Annotated in this window: 16 protein-coding genes and 1 pseudogene; 4 read left to right on the top strand and 13 right to left on the bottom strand. The window is 69.3% G+C overall.

The window, feature by feature from the left end:
- The 3 genes from LGM42_RS25490 to LGM42_RS25480 all read left to right on the top strand — a co-directional run bounded on the left by LGM42_RS25490 (position 1) and on the right by LGM42_RS25480 (position 3,500).
- Positions 1-2,304 carry a fimbria/pilus outer membrane usher protein gene (locus LGM42_RS25490; RefSeq protein WP_226233606.1) on the top strand — a complete coding sequence of 768 codons (2,304 nt, stop codon included), beginning with the start codon at positions 1-3 and terminating at the stop codon, positions 2,302-2,304.
- Positions 2,301-2,834 (top strand): spore coat U domain-containing protein, encoded by a 534-nt coding sequence (locus LGM42_RS25485; RefSeq protein WP_226225879.1) that lies wholly within the window; start codon positions 2,301-2,303, stop codon positions 2,832-2,834. Before LGM42_RS25490 ends, LGM42_RS25485 begins: the two co-directional genes overlap by 4 nt.
- A gap of 72 nt (positions 2,835-2,906) precedes the next feature.
- Entirely contained in the window at positions 2,907-3,500 is a 594-nt protein-coding gene (locus LGM42_RS25480; protein WP_081059246.1) for a hypothetical protein, read from the top strand.
- A 27-nt stretch (positions 3,501-3,527) separates the two neighbouring features.
- Here LGM42_RS25480 and LGM42_RS25475 read toward each other — a convergent pair whose 3' ends face one another.
- The 13 genes from LGM42_RS25475 to flgB form a co-directional block, all read right to left on the bottom strand.
- The gene (locus LGM42_RS25475) at positions 3,528-4,835 is read right to left on the bottom strand and encodes a solute carrier family 23 protein (RefSeq protein WP_060312171.1); all 1,308 of its coding nucleotides are present in this window, start codon (positions 4,833-4,835) and stop codon (positions 3,528-3,530) included.
- Between the two features lie 280 nt (positions 4,836-5,115).
- On the bottom strand, positions 5,116-6,357 hold the full coding sequence (gene flgL, locus LGM42_RS25470; RefSeq protein WP_059583893.1) for a flagellar hook-associated protein FlgL: 1,242 nt from the start codon (positions 6,355-6,357) through the stop codon (positions 5,116-5,118).
- Positions 6,358-6,380: 23 nt separating this feature from the next.
- Positions 6,381-8,366, bottom strand: coding sequence for a flagellar hook-associated protein FlgK (gene flgK / locus LGM42_RS25465; RefSeq protein ID WP_060312175.1), 1,986 nt, complete (start codon positions 8,364-8,366; stop codon positions 6,381-6,383).
- Between the two features lie 194 nt (positions 8,367-8,560).
- Entirely contained in the window at positions 8,561-9,316 is a 756-nt protein-coding gene (locus tag LGM42_RS25460) for a flagellar brake protein (protein WP_059583897.1), read from the bottom strand.
- Between the two features lie 216 nt (positions 9,317-9,532).
- Complete coding sequence (gene flgJ / locus LGM42_RS25455) at positions 9,533-10,522, bottom strand: flagellar assembly peptidoglycan hydrolase FlgJ (RefSeq protein WP_060312177.1); 990 nt, start codon at positions 10,520-10,522, stop codon at positions 9,533-9,535.
- A complete protein-coding gene (locus LGM42_RS25450; protein WP_060010306.1) occupies positions 10,523-11,707 on the bottom strand; it encodes a flagellar basal body P-ring protein FlgI in 1,185 nt (394 codons plus the stop codon). It lies immediately after the preceding gene.
- 5 nt (positions 11,708-11,712) lie between these two features.
- A complete protein-coding gene (gene flgH, locus LGM42_RS25445) occupies positions 11,713-12,402 on the bottom strand; it encodes a flagellar basal body L-ring protein FlgH (protein WP_059583900.1) in 690 nt (229 codons plus the stop codon).
- Between the two features lie 20 nt (positions 12,403-12,422).
- On the bottom strand, positions 12,423-13,211 hold the full coding sequence (gene flgG / locus LGM42_RS25440; RefSeq protein ID WP_006485706.1) for a flagellar basal-body rod protein FlgG: 789 nt from the start codon (positions 13,209-13,211) through the stop codon (positions 12,423-12,425).
- Between the two features lie 34 nt (positions 13,212-13,245).
- Positions 13,246-14,004, bottom strand: a complete 759-nt coding sequence (gene flgF, locus LGM42_RS25435; RefSeq protein WP_059583901.1) for a flagellar basal-body rod protein FlgF — start codon at positions 14,002-14,004, stop codon at positions 13,246-13,248.
- A gap of 19 nt (positions 14,005-14,023) precedes the next feature.
- Positions 14,024-15,268 carry a flagellar hook protein FlgE gene (flgE, locus tag LGM42_RS25430; RefSeq protein WP_060312180.1) on the bottom strand — a complete coding sequence of 415 codons (1,245 nt, stop codon included), beginning with the start codon at positions 15,266-15,268 and terminating at the stop codon, positions 14,024-14,026.
- A gap of 31 nt (positions 15,269-15,299) precedes the next feature.
- Complete coding sequence (gene flgD / locus LGM42_RS25425) at positions 15,300-16,046, bottom strand: flagellar hook assembly protein FlgD (RefSeq protein WP_099316895.1); 747 nt, start codon at positions 16,044-16,046, stop codon at positions 15,300-15,302.
- Between the two features lie 60 nt (positions 16,047-16,106).
- On the bottom strand, positions 16,107-16,532 hold the full coding sequence (gene flgC / locus LGM42_RS25420) for a flagellar basal body rod protein FlgC (RefSeq protein WP_006485701.1): 426 nt from the start codon (positions 16,530-16,532) through the stop codon (positions 16,107-16,109).
- Between the two features lie 46 nt (positions 16,533-16,578).
- Positions 16,579-17,067 carry a flagellar basal body rod protein FlgB gene (flgB, locus tag LGM42_RS25415; RefSeq protein WP_059583906.1) on the bottom strand — a complete coding sequence of 163 codons (489 nt, stop codon included), beginning with the start codon at positions 17,065-17,067 and terminating at the stop codon, positions 16,579-16,581.
- Positions 17,068-17,271: 204 nt separating this feature from the next.
- Between flgB and LGM42_RS25410 the strand changes: the two are divergent.
- Positions 17,272-17,795 (top strand): annotated as a pseudogene (locus tag LGM42_RS25410) (flagellar biosynthesis protein FlgA); the annotation flags it as partial.

Below are 17,795 nucleotides of genomic sequence, written 5' to 3'. Positions count from 1 at the left end.
ATGAGCGCGCAGACCCCACACGCACAAGAGCGTCTCGTCGCGGCACCGGCCGCCGCGGCCGCGCAGGCGTCGCATGGCGCGGCGGGCGGCCCGGCCGAGCTGCTGTACCAGGTCGACATCAACCGCCAGGGCCTCGACGAAACCGCGTTGCTGATCAAGGCGGCCGACGGCGCGTTCTACGTGTCGGCCGACGACCTGAAGCGCTGGCGGCTCAGGCGGCCGGACGTCGCGCCGCTGGCCGGCAACGACACGCCGTACTACCCGCTGAACGCGATCGCGGGCCTCACGTACACCGTCGACGAGCAGAATCTGACGATGGCGATCAGCGCTCCGGCCCAGGCATTCGTCGGCGCGACCTTCGACGAGACCGAGCGGCACCGCGCGTCGGCCGTCGAGCCGGGCATCGGCGGCTTCTTCAACTACGACCTGCTTGCCGAACAGGCCGCGGGCCAGACGCACGGCTCCGGGCTGTTCGAGCTTGGCTTCTTCAACCGCTTCGGCGTGGGCGTCGGCACGTTTCTCGCGGACGAAGCGGGCCCGACGCGGCGCCTCACGCGCCTCGAAACCACGTGGACGACCGATCGGCCCGGCCATCTCGCGAGCCTGCGCATCGGCGACGCGATCAGCCGCGCGGGCATGTGGGGCCGCGCGGTCCGCTTCGGCGGCATCCAGTACGCGACCAATTTCGCGACGCAGCCGGGGCTCGTCACGATCCCGCTGCAGGGCGTGAGCGGGCAGGCCGTGCTGCCTTCGACGGTCGACGTCTACGTCAACAACGCGCTGACGTCGACGCGCGAGGTCGCCCCCGGCCCGTTCGCGATCAACAACGTGCCGGTGGTGACCGGCCAGGGCGACGTGCGGGTCGTGGTGCGCGACGTGATGGGTCGCGAGCAGGTGATCACGCAATCGTTCTACGCAAGCGCGAATCTGCTGAAGCGGGGGATGCAGGATTTCTCGTACGAGATCGGCAAGGAGCGGCGCGATTTCGGCCTCGCGAGCAACGACTACGGGCGCTGGTTCGCCAGCGCGACGCACCGGATCGGCATGACCGACCGGTTCACCGGCGAGATCCACGCGGAAGCCGAAGCGTCGCGGCAAAACGTCGGCGTCGGCGGCGTGGTGCTGGCCGGGCCGCTCGGCGTCCTCAACGCGGCGGCGGCGGCGAGCCGCAGCGCCGATGGCGCGGGCGCGCTGGCGACGATCGGCGCCGAGAGCCAGGCCGGCCTCGTGGAGATCGGCGCGCACGCGCAATGGGCGACCCCGCATTTCGCGCAGATCGGGCTCGAGCCGGGCAGGCTCGCGCCGAAGCTGCTGACGAGCGTCAACGTCGGCCTCGGGATGGGCCGCTTCGGCTCGCTCGGGCTCGCGCACGTGTTCCTCGACGATCGCGACGGCTACAAGACCCAGTTGCTGTCGCTCAGCTACAGCGCGCAGCTCGGTCGCTTCGGCTTCGCCAACGTCAGCGTCAGCAAGCCGCTGAGCGGCGCTGGCGCGACGATCGTCGGCGTCGCGTGGACGATTCCGGTCGACAACCGCACGAGCGCATCCGTCACGATGACGCACCAGCAGGGCCGCACCGAAATGCTCGCGCAACTGCAGCGCAGCCTGCCGGTCGGCGAAGGTTTCGGCTACGCGCTGCAGGCCGGCAACGACACGCAGGACGCGAGCGCGACGCTGCAGACGCGCACCGGCACCTACAGCGTCGAGGCGGCGGCGTATCGCGGCCGCGCCGGCGTGCGCGCCAACGTCGCGGGCGGCGTCGCGTTCGTCGACGGCACCGCGCGCCTGTCGCGACAGATCACCGACAGCTTCGCGCTGGTCAAGGTGCCGGGCTTCGCCAACGTCGGCATCCTCGCGGACAACCAGCTCGTCGCGCACACGGACGCGAGCGGCGTCGCGCTGCTGCCGCGGCTGCGCGCGTATGAAAACAACCCGATTTCGATCGAGCAGGCCGACCTGCCGTTCGACGCGACGATCGGCACGCTGAAGCTCGACGCGGTGCCCTACTTCCGCAGCGGCATGGCGCTCGTGTTCCCGATCACGCGCTCGCGCGGCGCGATGCTCACGCTCGATCTCGCGGACGGCGCGCACCTGCCGGCCGGCGCGATCGTCACGATCGACGGGCGGAAGGACGCGTTTCCAGTGGGCCGCGACGGCGTCGTGTACGTCACCGGACTGTCGGAGCAGAACCGCCTGCATGCGGCGTGGCGCGACCGGCAGTGCGACGTGACCGTGCGCTTTCCCGCCGGTGACGATCCGCTGCCGGACCTCGGCACCCATCTTTGCAAGGGAGTCACACCATGAGACATCGCAAGCATGCCGGGCGGCCGGTCCGGCTCCCGCGCGTTCGCGCGACGGCCGCGACCTCCGCGGCGTCCGCCGCGTTCGCGTTGTTCGCGGCCGGCGCCGCGCTGATGGCCGCGCCGGCCGCGCGCGCGGCGACGACGTGCACGATGACGGCACCGTCGTCGATGGTGTTCGGCACGTACGACACCATCAACGCGGCGACGTCGGCCGTCACCGTCTCGGTGAACTGCACCGGCAGCGGCAACGCGACGCCGACGGTCACGGCGAGCGCGGGCGGCGGCACGTTCGCGAACCGGCTGATGACGCGCACCGGCGACACACAGACGCTCGGCTACAACCTGTATCTCGACAGCGCGCACACGTCGGTCTGGGGAGACGGCACGAGCGGCACGTCGACGATTTCATGGGGCAAGATCACGGGCGCCGGCGCATTCAGCGCGACCGTGTACGGGCTGATCCGCGGCGGCCAGAACGCCGTGCCGGGCAGCTACGCGGACCACAACATCACGATCCTGTTCAACTACTAGGCGTGGCAACGGCGCGTGCGTCGCGCATGCCGCCATCGACCACCATCACGGACTCGGACAACGGGGGCAGACATGAATCGAACCCAGACAGCGAGCGCCGCCGCAGCGCGGCGCGCCCGCGGACGGACCGGTGCGGCGCCACTCGGGGCGCCACTCGCGCCACGCGGTGCGGGCCGCGCGCGCGGGCTGCTGGCCGCACTGGCCGCGCTCTCGATCGCGCTCGTCGGCGCGGTGCCCGGCCCGAGCGCCGCGAAGCAGGCCAGCCGCCCCGTGCAGGTCGGGGCAACGGTCCAGGCGTATGCGCGGCTGAACGCGACCCATCCGGCGAAGCTCGTGATCGCGAACAAGGACACGAGCATCGGCTACCTGGCCGTGCCGAACGCGAACAACCCGTCGGGGACGACCCTCGCGGTCCAGACCAACGACCGGGCCGGTTATACGGTGCGCGTACAGGTTGCCGCCGCGAGCCTGTCGCAGTTCAGTTCGATCGAGATCAGCGGCTTCGGCGGCAAGGTGGTGCTGCCGGGAACGGGCGGCACGATCAACGTGCCGTATACGGCGCTGAACACGACGTTCACGCTGACCTATCGCTTCGTGTTCGCGCCGAAGGCGAAGGACGGGACCTTTGCGTGGCCGCTCACGTTTTCGGTGCAGCCGAATCCGTGACGGCCGATGCGCCGGCCTCCCCGCGCCTCACACCACCGGCCCCGGCTCCTTCTCCTTGCGCAGGATCGCGTACAGGATGATCGCGCCGAACGTCGCGGTGCCGATCCCGCCGAGCCCGAAGCCGCCGATCTTCAGCGAGAAGTCGCCGGCGCCGAGCACCAGCGTGACGGCCGCGACGATCAGGTTGCGGTTGTCGGAGAAGTCGACCTTGTTGACGACCCAGATCCGCGCGCCCGTCACCGCGATCAGCCCGAACACCACGATCGACACGCCGCCGAGCACGGGGCCCGGGATCGTCTGGATCACCGCGCCGAACTTCGGCGAGAAGCCGAGCCCGATCGCGATCAGCGCGGCGACCGCGAACACCAGCGTCGAATAGATCCGCGTGACGGCCATCACGCCGATGTTCTCCGCGTAGGTGGTCACGCCCGTGCCGCCGACGCTGCCCGACACGATCGTCGCGAGCCCGTCGCCGATGAATGCGCGACCGACGTAGCGGTCGAGGTTGGTGCCCGTCATCGCGCTGACGGCCTTGATGTGGCCGAGGTTCTCCGCGACCAGGATCACCGCGATCGGCGCGAGCATCAGCATCGCGTGCGGATCGAACACCGGCGCGCGGAAGCCCGGCACGCCGAACCACGCGGCATGCGCGACGATCGCGAAATCGATCGGCTTGCCGAGGCCCATCCCGTTGGTCGCGATCGCGTAGATCACGTAGGCGATCACGAGCCCGACGAGGATCAGCAGGCGCTGCACCGTCCCGCGCGCGAACACCGCGACGCCGCCGACGCACAGCACCGTGACGAGCGCCATCACCGAATCGAAGGTCGAGCCCGACACGCCCTTGACCGCGATCGGCGCGAGGTTCAGCCCGATCACCGCGACCACCGCGCCGGTCACGACGGGCGGCATCAGCGTCTCGATCCAGCGCGTGCCGATCGCCTGCACCAGCGCGCCGAGCGCCACGTATACGACGCCGCACGCGACGATCCCGCCGAGCGCGACCGGAATGTTCGGGTTCGGGCCGCTGCCGCCGTAGCCCGTCACCGCGATCACGAGGCCGATGAACGCGAAGCTCGAGCCGAGGTAGCTCGGCACGCGCCCGCCGACCAGCACGAAGAACAGCAGCGTGCCGATGCCCGACATGAAGATGCACAGGTTCGGGTCGAAGCCCATCAGCAGCGGCGCGAGCACGGTCGAACCGAACATCGCGACGACGTGCTGCACGCCCATCGCGACCATCTGCGGCCACGCGAGACGTTCGTCGGGGCCGACCACGCGCGAGGCCGCGCCGGTCGGTTGGACCCGCCAGCGCGGGAAGTAGGAATCGGACATGGGGAAAGCGCTCCTGTCGGTCGTCGGTCGCCGGCCGCCAGGGATGCGCCGGTCTGGAATCTGGCGCGAGTTTACGGAGCGGAAATGGGGCTGGCAAGCGAACCGGCAGGCGGGGCCGGCAAGCGGAACGGCCAGGTGCGGGCGCGGCAGGTCGCGCCAGAGAACCGGTGCGCGGGCGCGCGGCCCGGTGAAGCGCCCGTCCGCGCCCGACGCGCGGGGCGGCGGCGCGCGCCGGCCGCGAAGTAAGCATGCGCTCACATCGCAGCCGGCGCCGCGTACGTCACGGATTGATGTACTGGAACAGCGACATGTTCTGCAACTGCACGTAGGCCTTCTGCGCGCCGGTCAGCGCGTTCTGCACCTGCAGGTACTGGCTGATCGTCGTCACCATGTTGGTGCTCGTCAGATCCGACAGGTTGCTGCTCGTCTGCAGCGCCGCGGACTGGTTGACGGCCTGCATCGCCTTGACTTCCTGCTCGCGGCCGCCGACCGACGCCTGGATCGTCGTGACGTTGCGCATCGTGTTGCCGAGCTTGGTCGAGCCCGTCATCAGCGCATTCGTCAGCGCGGCGCTCGCCACCGGGTTGCCGGTCACGGGCTTGTTCAGCGCCGAAATCATCGCGTCGAGTGTCGAGAATATGTCGGCGCCGCCGCTCGCCTGCGGCGCCGGGTCGACCGCGAACGTGTCGCCGACGGCCGGCGTGCCCGACACCGCCACCGTCATGCCGTTGCCGAGCGAGATCGCCGAGCCGGCCGAATAGGCCTGCGCCGGCGTGGTGCTCGGCGGGCTGACCGAGTTGTCGGTCACCGTGTAGGTCGGCGCGGCGGGCGTGCCGCCGAACGTGATCGCGAACTGATGGCCGTTCGTCGCGGCCGCCGGGTTCGTCACGGCCACCGTGCCGATCGTGGCGGTGCCCGCATTGGCGGCGCCCGCCGACGGCACGGGCGTGCTGCCGATCGCCGGCACCGACATGAAGACGGCCGCCCCCGTGTCGCTCTGCGACACGGTGCTCGAATCGGCGATCTGCACGTCGCGCGTGCCGGTGTCGCCGACATACGCCACGCTGCCGTTCGGCGCGGCCTTGAACGGCGGCGCGGAATTGTTCGTGCCGGCGAACAGGTAGGTGCCGGCGCCGTCGTTGGTGTTCGCGAGCGTCAGCAACTGGTCGCGGTAGCCCTGCAGTTGCGTCGCCAGCGCCGCCCGGTTGCTGTCGGACAGCGAGCCGTCGCCCGCCCGCACGAGCAGCGTCTGCGCGCTCGTGAGCACGCCGCTCACGTTCTGCAGCGCCTGGTCCTCGGCCTGCAGCGACGCGAGCGCCGTGGTCTGGTTGGTCGCGTACTGCGACAGCGTCGCCGACGTCATCGACAACTGCACGGCCTGCGCCGCGCCGACCGGATTGTCCGCCGCCGTCTGCAGGCTCACGCCGCTCGCGATCTGCTGGTACAGCTGCGCAAGCTGGGCCTGCTGGTCGTTCATCTGCGTGACGTTCAGCTGGAAATACTGGGCGCTGGAGATCCGCATCGTTTCTATCCTCTCGAATCCGGTCAGTTGAACAGGCCAAGGACGGTCTGGAACAGCGTCGCCGCCGTCTGAATCACCTTCGCGTTCGCCTGGTAAAGCTGCTGGTACTGCATCAGGTTGGCCGCTTCCTCGTTCTGGTTCACGCCCGACACCGACTGCTGTGCCTGCGTGATTTGACCGACCAGCGCGGTCTGCGCGGTGCTCGACGATTTGAGCTGCGTCGCCGTGTTGCCGATGCCGTTGACGTAGGTCGCGTACGCGCCCGTGAGGGTCGTCGTGCCGCCGCCGAGCGCCTTCGCATTGACGAGTTGCGACAGCGCCCGTGCGTTGGAGCCGTCGCTGGTGCCGCCGGCGTACGGCCCGATCGTGAACGAATCGCCGGTCGCCGGCGCGCCGGACAGCGACACGCTCACGCCGTTGAGTGCGCCCGCGGCCGTCCCCGACATCGTCATCGTCGCGCCGGACGCCGGGTCGTACGGGACGGTGTCCGTCGGATTCACGATGGTCACCGTCGTCGGCGGCGTCGTCCCGACCGTCACCGTCGTACCGACCGGGAAGCCCGTCAGCGTCTTTGCCGTCGCGTCGAAGGTCAGCTTGGTTGTCGGCACCTGATAGCCCGAGGTCACGCCGCCCAGCGTGATCTTGCCCGTGCCCGTGTTGGTGCTCGCCGCCGACGTGACGGCCGGCGACGCGGCCGCGATCGCCGAGAAGCTCGTCGTCGCAAGGCCGAAGCCGTTCAGCGCGCCGCGCGTCGGCAGCACGGTGAACTTGTCGCCCGGCTGCATCTGCGTGCCGGTCGCGGCCGAGAAGTTCAGCCCGCCGAGCGAAACCGGCATCGGGCCCGCCTTCTGGTCGACCACCGCGCCGCTCGCGCGGTCGGTCAGCGTGTAATTCGCGCCGTCGAACGAGAGCGTATAGTCGCTCGTCGTCGGCCGCGACGCGTTCGCGAACGACACCGACAGCGACGCGTTGCCCGTATTCCCCTGGGTCGCGTACACGGTCGGCGACGGCACGCTGAACAGGTTGCCGCCCGGATTGCCCGACAGGTCGATGCCGAGCGCGTTCTGCGCGTTGACCTGCGCGGCGAAGCTGGTCGCGATCGCGCCGAGCTGCGCCTGCGCGGGGTCGAGCGTCTGGCTGCGGAATGCGAGCAGGCCGCCGAGCGTGCCGCCCGACAGCGACGAATCGGGCAACGCCTGGTTCGGCCCCTGCGGGTTCGCGCCGGCGATGCCCTGCGACACGACGGTCAGCTCGCTCGGGTCCGACGGCGACGAGACGGTCGCGAGCTGGTAGCTCTTGTCGGCGACGACGAGCGGCTGGCCGCCCGCGAGGAACAAGCTGTAGCCGCCCTCGTTGCGCACGACCTGGACGCCGGCGAGGCTCGACAGGTTCGACACGGCGAGGTCGCGCTGGTCCATCAGCTGGTTCGGCGGCTGGCCCTGGCTGCTCGCCGCCGAGATCTGCTGGTTCAGCTCGGCGATCTGAGCGGTGTACGTGTTGATCTGCGACACCGTGCTGGTGAGCTGGGTGTTCACGCTCTGGCGCAGCGCGTCGTACTGCTGGCCGGCCGCGTTGATCTGGTTGGCCAGCGTCTGCGCGTTGCTGATCGCGGTTTGCCGCACGGACGGGTCGGACGCGTTGTTCGCGACGTTCTGCAAGCCGGTGAAGTAGCTCGTGATCGCGGTCGAGATGCCGGCCGTCGGGCTGCCGATGTAGTTGTTCAGCTGCGCGACGAGCGTGTACCAGGTCGACAGCGCGCTGCCCTGCGTCTGCGCGGTGTTCAACTGGTCGCTCAGGTACTGGCTGTACTGCCGCTGCACGGTGACGGTGTTCACGCCTTGCGGCATGTAGCCGCTGCCCGTGTACTGGCCGCTCGCTTCGGCATACACGGGCCGCTCGACCGAATAGCCGGGCGTCGCGGCGTTGCTGATGTTGTTGCCGGTCGTCGTGAGGCCCCAGAGCGCGGCATTCAGGCCGCTGACGCCGAGGTTCATGAGTGTGTTGGACATGCGCGATCCTGATGAGCCGGCCGCGCGTTGCGGCCGCCGGGTTGCGTGACTCCCGGTATAACGGCCGCGGATCGAAAAAATTGAGGAAAAAATGCACGCGCGGCGCACGAGCGTGCGTCGCCGTCGGAAGCGGCCGGCACGAGGCGCCGGCGGCGCCGCGCGGGCCGCCCGTGGGGGCCGCCCGCTGGGGCGCGTCAGGCCCGCGCGAGCGAGCGGCGCTTCATTTCGAGCTGCGTGATCAGCCGCTGCAGCGTGTTCTCCGCGCTGCCCGGCAGCGACATGTAGCGGAAGCCGAGCTGGTAGCGCCGCGCCCCGTTCGGCATCTGCGTCGAACGCTGCGACACGAGCTGCAGGTCGAGCGACAGCTTGCCGTGGCCCGTCAGCTCGAGCTCGACGTCCGGCAGCAGCGTACCGACCTCGAGCGCCTCGACGCGCTCGTCGGCCGTACGCAGCCCCACGCCGCCGAGCGACAGGTTGTGCACCTCGAACAGGAAGCTTTCGCCGTCCGGCAGCTTGCCGCGGCACAGGAACGGATCGACGATCGGCGCGTCGACGCGGAAATATTCGCGGCGCTGGATGCAGACCAGCACGTCGGGGAAATCGGCGACGAACGCGGGCAGCCCCTCGTAGCGCGTCTCGCGCGGCGTGCCCGTGGTGAATTCGACGCGCACGCCCTCCGGCGCGGCCGCGAACGTGCAGTGCGACGCGCCGAGGATGCCGGCGTTCTGCTCCGACAGCGCGCCCCAGTCGAACGTGAACGTCCGCGCGCCGACGTCGACCTCGAGCAAACGCGTGACGAGCTGGCCGCCCGGGTACTGGACGGTCAGGAAATCGCCGCGATTCACCAGGTTGCGCAGCTGCACGCCGATTTCCAGCGGATTGCGGCGGGCATAGTCGGGCCCGGAGTGGCCTGCATCCAGGCTGGGGTCCGTCGACGTTTCGATATTCATGGCTAGCCGGTCTTTCTTGTCATGGGCGCCCGGGGCAACCGGTGCGCAATAAAACCGGGCCAGAACGGGGGCCCGGTCGCAGGTCTCTCACACTTAGCGGCAGTGCTGACCGAAAGTTTAGATCGAAACGGCCATTTATTTGTCGCAAACGTTGAAACCGCGCGCGGCAAGGTGCCGGGCGCGGTCCGAAGGGGCCAATCGGTGGCGGGCGGGCCGTCAGCCGATCTGCTGCATGATCGAGATCAGCTTCTTCGCGTAATTCGGGTCGGTCGCGTAGCCGGCCTTCTGCATCCCGTGCGCGAAGCCTTCGACGCTGCGGCTCGCGCTGAGCACGCCCGCGTAGCGCGGGTTGTTCTTCAGCAGGTTCGCGTAGTCGGTCATCGCGTGCTCGTACGAGTCGTACGCGCGGAACTTCGCGACCACGCGGCGCGGCGTGCCGTTCACGTATTCGGTGGTCAGCGCCGACACGGTGCGGCCGGTCCAGCCCTTGTTCGCCTTGATGCCGAACACGTTGTAGCTGGTCGAGCCGTCCGTCGCGCGGATCTCGCGCTTGCCCCAGCCCGATTCGAGCGCGGCCTGGCCGACGATGAACCGCGCCGGGATGCCGGTCGTCGCGCTGGCCGCCTGCGCGGGGCCCGCGAGCCGGTCGACGAACGCGTCCGCGTCGCGCACGCCGCTCGCGCCCTTGAGCGGCGGCGTCAGCGCGCTGCCGGCCGAATAGCCGCGCGCGCCGGCAAGGCCGCCGTTGTTCGCCGCGTTCGCATAGGCCTTCGCCATCGCGTTCATCGCGGCGAGGCCGCCTTCGTTGCCGGCCGTGCCGAGGCCGCCCACGCCCATGCCGCCCATGCCGCCCGCGCCAACGTCCGCCGCGCCGCCGCCGGCGCCGACGCCCGCGTTGCGCAGCAACTGCTTCATCAGCGCGTCGGCCACGCCGATCCCGCGCGTCGACATCTGCTGCGCGAGCTGCTGGTCGAGCATCGACGTGTACATCTTCGACGTGTGCGAATCGAGCAAGCCGCCGTCGGGCGATGCGTCGCGCATGCTCTTGAGCATCATCTGCGTGAACATCGCGTCGAACTGGCCGGCGACGGCCTTCGCGCCGGCCTGCGGCGACTGCTTCGCCTGCGCGCGCAGCGCATCGAAACCCTGCACGTCGAGCGCGAAGCGCTGCGTGAGGTCGTTTGCGTTGGGGAGCGTGGCTGCCATTTAGATCACCTCCAGGTCGGCGCGCAGCGCGCCGGCCGCCTTCATCGCCTGCAGGATCGACATCAGGTCCGCGGGCGTCGCGCCGAGCGTGTTCAGCGCCTTCACGACGTCGGCGAGATTCGCGCCGGCCGTCACCATCTTCAGCGCGCCGTTGTCCTGCTTCAACTGGATCTGCGACTGCTGCGCGACCACCGTCTGCCCGTTCGAGAACGGCCCCGGCTGCGACACCACCGGCTGCGTGTTGACGACCACCGACAGGTTGCCGTGCGCGACCGCGCAGCTTTGCAGCGTGACCATCTGGTTCATCACGATCGAGCCGGTGCGCGCGTTCAGGATCACCTTGGCCGCGGCCTTGTCCGGGCTCACGTCGAGGTTCTGCAGCCGCGCCATGAACGCGACCTGCTGCGCGGAATCGGCCGGCGCCGCGAGCTGGATCGTGCGGCCGTCGAGCGCCGTCGCGGTGCCCGGGCCGAAGCTCGCGTTGACCGCGGACACGATGCGCTGCGCGGTGCCGTAGTCCATGTCGTTCAGTTGCAGTTGCAGCACGCCGTTCATCTGCGCGACCGCGTTCGGCACCGCGCGCTCGACGATCGCGCCGCCGACGATCCGGCCGGCCGCGAGCTGGTTCACCTGCACGCGGCTGCCGTTCGCGCTGGCGCCCGCGCCGCCGACCGCCATGTTGCCCTGCGCGAGCGCGTAGACCTGGCCGTCCGCGCCCTTCAGCGGCGTGAGCAGCAGCGTGCCGCCGCGCAGGCTCTTCGCGTTGCCGAGCGACGACACGGTGACGTCGAGCGCCTCGCCGGGCCGCGCGAACGGCGGCAGCGTGGCCGTCACCATCACGGCCGCGACGTTCTTCAGCTGCATGTTGTTCAGCGACGACGGGCCGCCGTTGGCCGAACCGTTGTTGATCGAGATGCCGAGGTTCGCGAGCATGTTCGCGAGCGTCTGCGTCGTGAACGGCGTCTGCATCGTCTGGTCGCCCGTGCCGTCGAGGCCGACGACGAGGCCATAGCCGATCAGCGGGTTGTCGCGCACGCCCTGGATCTGCGCGAGATCCTTCAGGCGTTCCGCGTGCGCGGGCGCGGCGCCGAGCACGCACGCGGCGGCCACCGCCGCGAACGCGACGGCGAGCCGCGCGGCCGTGTGCGCGTGGGCCGACAGGCGGCTGAACAGGGTCGTTCGCATCGTCATCACCACGGCGCGATGTTGAGGAAGAAGCGCTGCAGCCAGCCCATCGTCTCGGCTTCGTTGATGTAGCCCTTCGACGAGTATTCGATCTTCGCGTCGGCGACCTGCGTCGAATAGACGGAGTTCGCGCCCGAGATCGTGTTCGGGTTGACGACCCCCGAGAAGCGCACGAATTCGTTGCCCTGGTTGATCAGCATCTGCTTTTCGCCGCTCACCACGAGGTTGCCGTTCGGCAGCACGCCCGTGACGGTCACCGTGATCGTGCCGTTGAACGTGTTCGCCGCGCTCGCGCCGCCGGTGGCCGCGAACTTGTTCGCGCCGGTCGCCGACAGGTTCGCCTTCGCGAACAGCCCGCCGAGGAAGCCGGCCGTCGGCACGTTGAAATCGGTGTTGCCCTGCCGGTTCGTGTTCGCGCCCGACGACTTGGTCGCGTTGATGTTCTCCGCGATCATGATCGTCAGGATGTCGCCGACGTTGCGCGGGCGCTGATCCTCGAACAGCGGCCGCCCCGCGAAGCCGGGGTTGTAGATCGAGCCGGGCGCCTGCATCGACATCGGCATCGGCGGCTGCGCCGTCATCGGCTGCTGGATGATCGGGTCGCGCGGAATCTGCGCGCAACCGGCGAGCGCCGCCACCGCGACCGCGCACGCGGCGCGGACGGTGGCTGACGAGGGGAGGCGAACCTGCTTCATGGCGACGACGGGACTTCCGGTTAGCTCTTCATCTGCGTGACGGTCTGCAGCATCTGGTCGGACGTCGTCACGGCCTTGCTGTTGATCTCGTAGGCACGCTGCGTCTGGATCATGTTGACGAGTTCCTGCACGACGTTCACGTTCGACGCCTCGACGTAGCCCTGGTTGAGCACGCCCGCGCCGTTCAGCCCCGGCTGCGACACGTTCGGCGCGCCCGACGACGTCGTTTCCGCGAACAGGTTCTCGCCCTTCGCCTCGAGGCCGGCCGGGTTGATGAAGGTCGCGATCTGCAGCGAGCCGATCTGCACCGCGTTGCTCGAGCCCGGCTGCGTGACCGACACGACGCCGTCCTTGCCGATCGTCAGCGACTGCGCGTTCTGCGGCACGGTGATCGCCGGCAGCACCTGGTAGCCGCTCGACGTGACGAGCTGGCCCTGCGCGTTGGTCTGGAACGAGCCGTCGCGCGTGTACGCGTTGGTGCCGTCCGGCATCAGCACCTGGAAGAAGCCCGCGCCGTTGATCGCGACGTCCTTCGAGTTGCCGGTCTGCGTGAGGCCGCCCTGCGTGTAAAGGCGCTCGGTCGCGACCTGCTGCACGCCGGTACCGAGCTGCAGGCCCGACGGCAGCTCGGTCTGCTGCGTCGAGTTCGCGCCGGGCTGGCGGATGGTCTGGTACAGCAGATCCTCGAACACCGCGCGCGACGCCTTGAAGCCGTTCGTGCTGGTGTTCGCGAGGTTGTTCGAGATCACGTCCATCTGCGCCTGTTGCGCATTCATGCCGGTGGCGGCGATGTAGAGCGAACGGTTCATTTGAATCTTCTCCTGATAGCGAGGGCCGTGCCGCTCAGCTGAAATTGAGCAGCTGGTTCGCCGTCTGCTCGTTCTGGTCGGCCGTCTGGATCAGCTTCGACTGAAGCTGGAACGCGCGCGCGTTGTCGATCATCGCGACCATCGCGGTCACCGGGTTCACGTTGCTGCCTTCGAGCGAATTCGGCGTGACGACCACGTTCGGGTCGACGTCGGCCGGATTGCCGTCGGCGGTGCGGAACAGCCCGTCGTTGCCGCGCGTGAGCGTGGCCGGGTCGGGATTGACGAGCTTCATCTGGTCGACGATCGCGACGGCGGTGGGCGGGTCGCCCGGCATCAGCGCGGACACCGTGCCGTCCTTGCCGATCGTCACTTCCGCGTTCGGCGGCACCGAGATCGGGCCGCCGTTGCCGATCACCGGCAGGTTGCTCGCGTTCACGAGCTGGCCGTTCTCGTCGACGTGCAGGTTGCCGGCGCGCGTGTACGCCTCGCTGCCGTCGGCCGTCTGCACCGACAGCCAGCCGGCGCCCTGCACGGCCACGTCGAGCGGGTTGCCGGTGCGCGTGATCGGACCCGGCGCGTAATCGGCGCCGGGCGTGGACGCCAGCACGTAGGTGCGCGTCGTCGTCGGGTCGATGTTGCTGCCGTCGCCGAAATTCATCGGCACCGCGCGATACGTCGCGAGCTGCGCGCGAAAGCCCGTCGTCGACGCGTTCGCGAGGTTGTTCGCGACCACCGCCTGCTGGTCGAGCGACTGCGACGCGCCCGTCATCGCCGTATAGATCAGTCGGTCCATGGCTGCCGGTTATCCGCGCTTACAGGTTGATGAGCGTCTGGTCGACGGTCTGCTGCGTCTTGATCGTCTGCGCGTTCGCCTGGTAGTTGCGCTGCGCGGTGATCAGGTTGACGAGCTGCGCCGTCAGATCGACGTTCGAGTTCTCGAGCGCGCTGCCCTGCAGCGTGCCGTGGTTCGTGCTGCCCGGCGCCGACACCTGCGGCACGCCCGACGCCGACGATTCGGCGTACTGGTTGCCGCCGAGGTTCACCAGCCCGTTCGGGTTGTTGAAGTTCGCGATCGCGATCTGGCCCAGCACGGCGGTCTGGCCGTTCGAGTAGTTGCCGGTCAGCTTGCCGTCGGCGCCGATCGTGTAGGTCGTCAGCGTACCGCTCGCGTAGCCGTCCTGCGCGAGGTTGTTCACGCCGTTCTTGCCGCCGTACTGCGTCGTGCCGGTCAGGTTGAGCGTCAGTTGTTGCGGCGTCGTGGAGCCGTCGGTGGTCGGCACCGTGAAGTCGAACTGGCCGAGCGACGTGGTCGGCGTGGTCGAGCCCGGCAGCGTCGTGCTCTTGATCGCGCCCGACGAATCGAAGGTGATCGTGCCGAGGTCGGTCGGGGTCGCGGCGCCCTGCACGTTCGCATACGCTTCCCACGTGCCGGCCGCCGACTTCACGAAGTACATGTTCACCGGCTGCGAGCCGCCGAGCGAGTCGTACACCTGGATCGACGTCGAATAGTTGTACGTCGTGTTGTCGTTCGGGTCGAACGGCGTCTTGGCCGGCACCTTGTCCTGCGAGTTCAGGTTGAACTGGCCGGTGATCTTGGTCGTCGCGGTCGGCGCGATGTTGCTGGTCGGCGCCTGCAGCGGCACGGTCTGCGCGGTGTTGATCACGCCGCCGCCGTTGGCCGCGTAGCCCATCAGGTTACGGCCCTGCGAGTCGACGATGAAGCCGTTCTTGTCGCGCTGGAACGTGCCGTCGCGCGAGTACGTCGTCACGCCGTTGTTCGACATCTGGAAGAAGCCGTTGCCGTTGATCGCGACGTCGAGCGACGAGTTCGTCGTGTTGATCGTGCCCTGCCCGAAGTTCTGCTGCACCGCGTTCAGCGACGTGCCGATGCCGATCTGCGTGTTGACCGACGTCGCGACCGAGTTCGCGTACATGTCGGCGAATTGCGCGGTGCTCGACTTGAAGCCGACCGTATTCGCGTTCGCGATGTTGTTGCCGATCACGTCGAGCGCGTTCGATGCGCCGGCGAGGCCGCTCAGACCCTGTTGATAACCCATTTCGGTCTCCGTTAGGAAAAAGCTCGATCAATCAGTTGGTGGTGGTGTCGCCGGACGAGGACGACTTCGTGTTCGGGAAGATCGACGCAACCTGGGTGAGCCCCACCGTCGTGCCGTTCGACAGCACGAGCCCCGCGGTGCCGTCCGCCTGCTTGATCACGCTCTGCACCGTCGCGGCCGCGAGCACGGTCGGCGCATACGTCTTGCCGTCGCTGCCCGTGTACTGCGCGCTCACGGTGTAGGTGCCGTCGGGCAGCGCGTTGCCGGCCGCGTCCGTCGGCGTCCAGTTGAACGGCACGGTGCCGGCCGCCTGCTTGCCCGCGTCGATCGTGTTGACGACGGCGCCCGTCTTGTCCTTCACGGTGATCGTCAGGTTCGACACGTCGTTCGCGAGCGACACGCCGAACGGCGACGCCGCGCCGCTCTTCACGCCGACGCTGTTGCCCGGCGCGAGCACGTTGGTGCCGATCAGCAGCGCGGCCTGCGTCTGCTGGCCGGCCGCGAGCTGCGACGACAGCGACGTGAGCGACGTGTTCAACTGCGCGATGCCGCTCACCGTGTTGATCTGCGCGAGCTGCGACGTCATCTGCGAACTGTCGACGGGGCTCGTCGGATCCTGGTTCTGCAACTGCGTGACGAGCAGCTTCAGGAACGTCGCCTGCAGGTCGCTCGCCGACGTGCCGTTGGTCGACGACACTTTGTTGGTGTTCATCGTGTCGGTCGGCAGCGTCGACACGTTGGTGCCGTTGCTGCCGATCGTCGTGTTGGAGGAAGTCATCCTGGGTGGCCTTCTGTCGGAACTGTCGGTGTCGGGTCGGTCGGGTCGGCGGCGCGCGGCTTACGAGCCGATCGTCAGCGTCTTGAGCATCAGCGTCTTCGCGGTGTTCAGCGTCTCGACGTTGGCCTGGTACGAGCGCGACGCCGAGATCATGTTCACCATCTCCTGCACCGGATCGACGTTCGGCATCTGCACGTAGCCGTTCGCGTCGGCGGCCGGGTTCGCCGGGTCGTAGGTCGATTTCATCGGCGACGGGTCGTCCATCACCTTCGTCACGCGCACGCCGCCCACGCCCTGGCCGGACGCGGTGCGCGCGCCGCCCATCGGGTCGGTCGCGAACACGACCTGCTTGGCCTTGTACGGCTTGCCGTCGGGGCCGGTCGCGCTGTCGGCGTTCGCGAGGTTCGACGCGGTCACGTTCAGGCGCTGCGATTGCGCGGACAGCGCCGAACCGGCGACGCCGAAGATGTTCATCAACGAAGGCATGGAGGCTCCTTGTGCTTGGGTCCGGGTCCGGATTCGGAAGCGGCGCTTACGAGTTCGTCGAGATCGCGGCGATCATCGCCTTGATCTGCTGGGTCATCACGGTCATCCCGGTTTCGTAGTGCAGCGCGTTGTTCGCGAACTGCACGCGCTCGACGTCGAGATCGACCGTGTTGCCGTCGAGCGACGGCTGCAGCGGCATCCGGTATTGCGCGCGGCCGTAGTCGTCCGACGGGCCGCCGGTCGGAATCAGCTTCGCGGTGCCGGCCATGTGGCCCGGCGCCGTCGACACCATCGACATGCCGCTCGTCACGCCGGCCGGCTGCGCCATCGGCAGTGGCGCGGCGTTGCTCGGCGCGAGCCCGCCGCCCGTCTGCTTCAGCGAGCGCGCGAGCGTCGACGCGAAATCGACGTCGCGGGCCTGGTAGCCGGGCGTGTCGGCGTTCGCGATGTTCGACGACAGCAGTTCCTGCCGGTAGGCGCGCACGTCGAGCGCCTGTCGGCCGAACGCGAATTCCGCATCGAGTTTGTCCAGCATGTGTGCGTCTCTCCGTATGAAGCGCTGCACGCCCCTCGCGCCGGATGGCGGCCCGAGCGGCTTTTTTCCATGACAGCGATGGTAGGCGCGGCACGCAACCGGCAATCGGGCGAATAACGCGGCAAAGGCCCCCTCTATTCATCGTTTGCGCGACGCCCGCGCTCCCTAGAATGCGAAGCGAATCAACGGATCGAGGACACGGCGATGACGAGCGGCGCACTTCGCGACAGGAACGGGCGGCTCACGCACGTCCGGCGTGCATTCGCGCTCGCCGCGGCGCTGTGGATCGCCGCGCCCGCCGTGCGCGCGGACGACGGGATGATCGTGATTCCCGGACGCGGCGAGACGGCCGAAACCGCGCTCGCGCACGCCAACGCGGCGAGCGGCGGGGAGTTCGGCGCGAATGCGGGCGCCGCTTCCGCTTCGGGCGCGCAGCGCGCGGCCGGCGCCGGCTACGCGGCGCAACCGGCCGCCCAGATGGTCGTGACGAGCGTGCCGCCGCCGGCCGCCGCGCCGGCTCCCGCGCCGGTCCCCGTCTACGCAGCCGCCCGCGCGAACGCTGGGTACGGCGCGCCGCCGCGTGCGGCGGACCCGGCCGCCATCGCGACGGTCGTCGCCGGCACGGCCGAGCCGGCATCGAATGCCGCGCGGCCGGCGCCGCAACCGTCAGCATCGGCCCGCCTCGCGGCGGCCCGCGCCGCGTCGGTCGCGGCGGCGCCACGCACGGC

The sequence above is a fragment of the Burkholderia sp. AU39826 genome, from assembly GCF_020419965.1.
GTDB lineage: Bacteria > Pseudomonadota > Gammaproteobacteria > Burkholderiales > Burkholderiaceae > Burkholderia > Burkholderia semiarida.
This window is presented reverse-complemented; position numbering and strand designations above follow the sequence as displayed.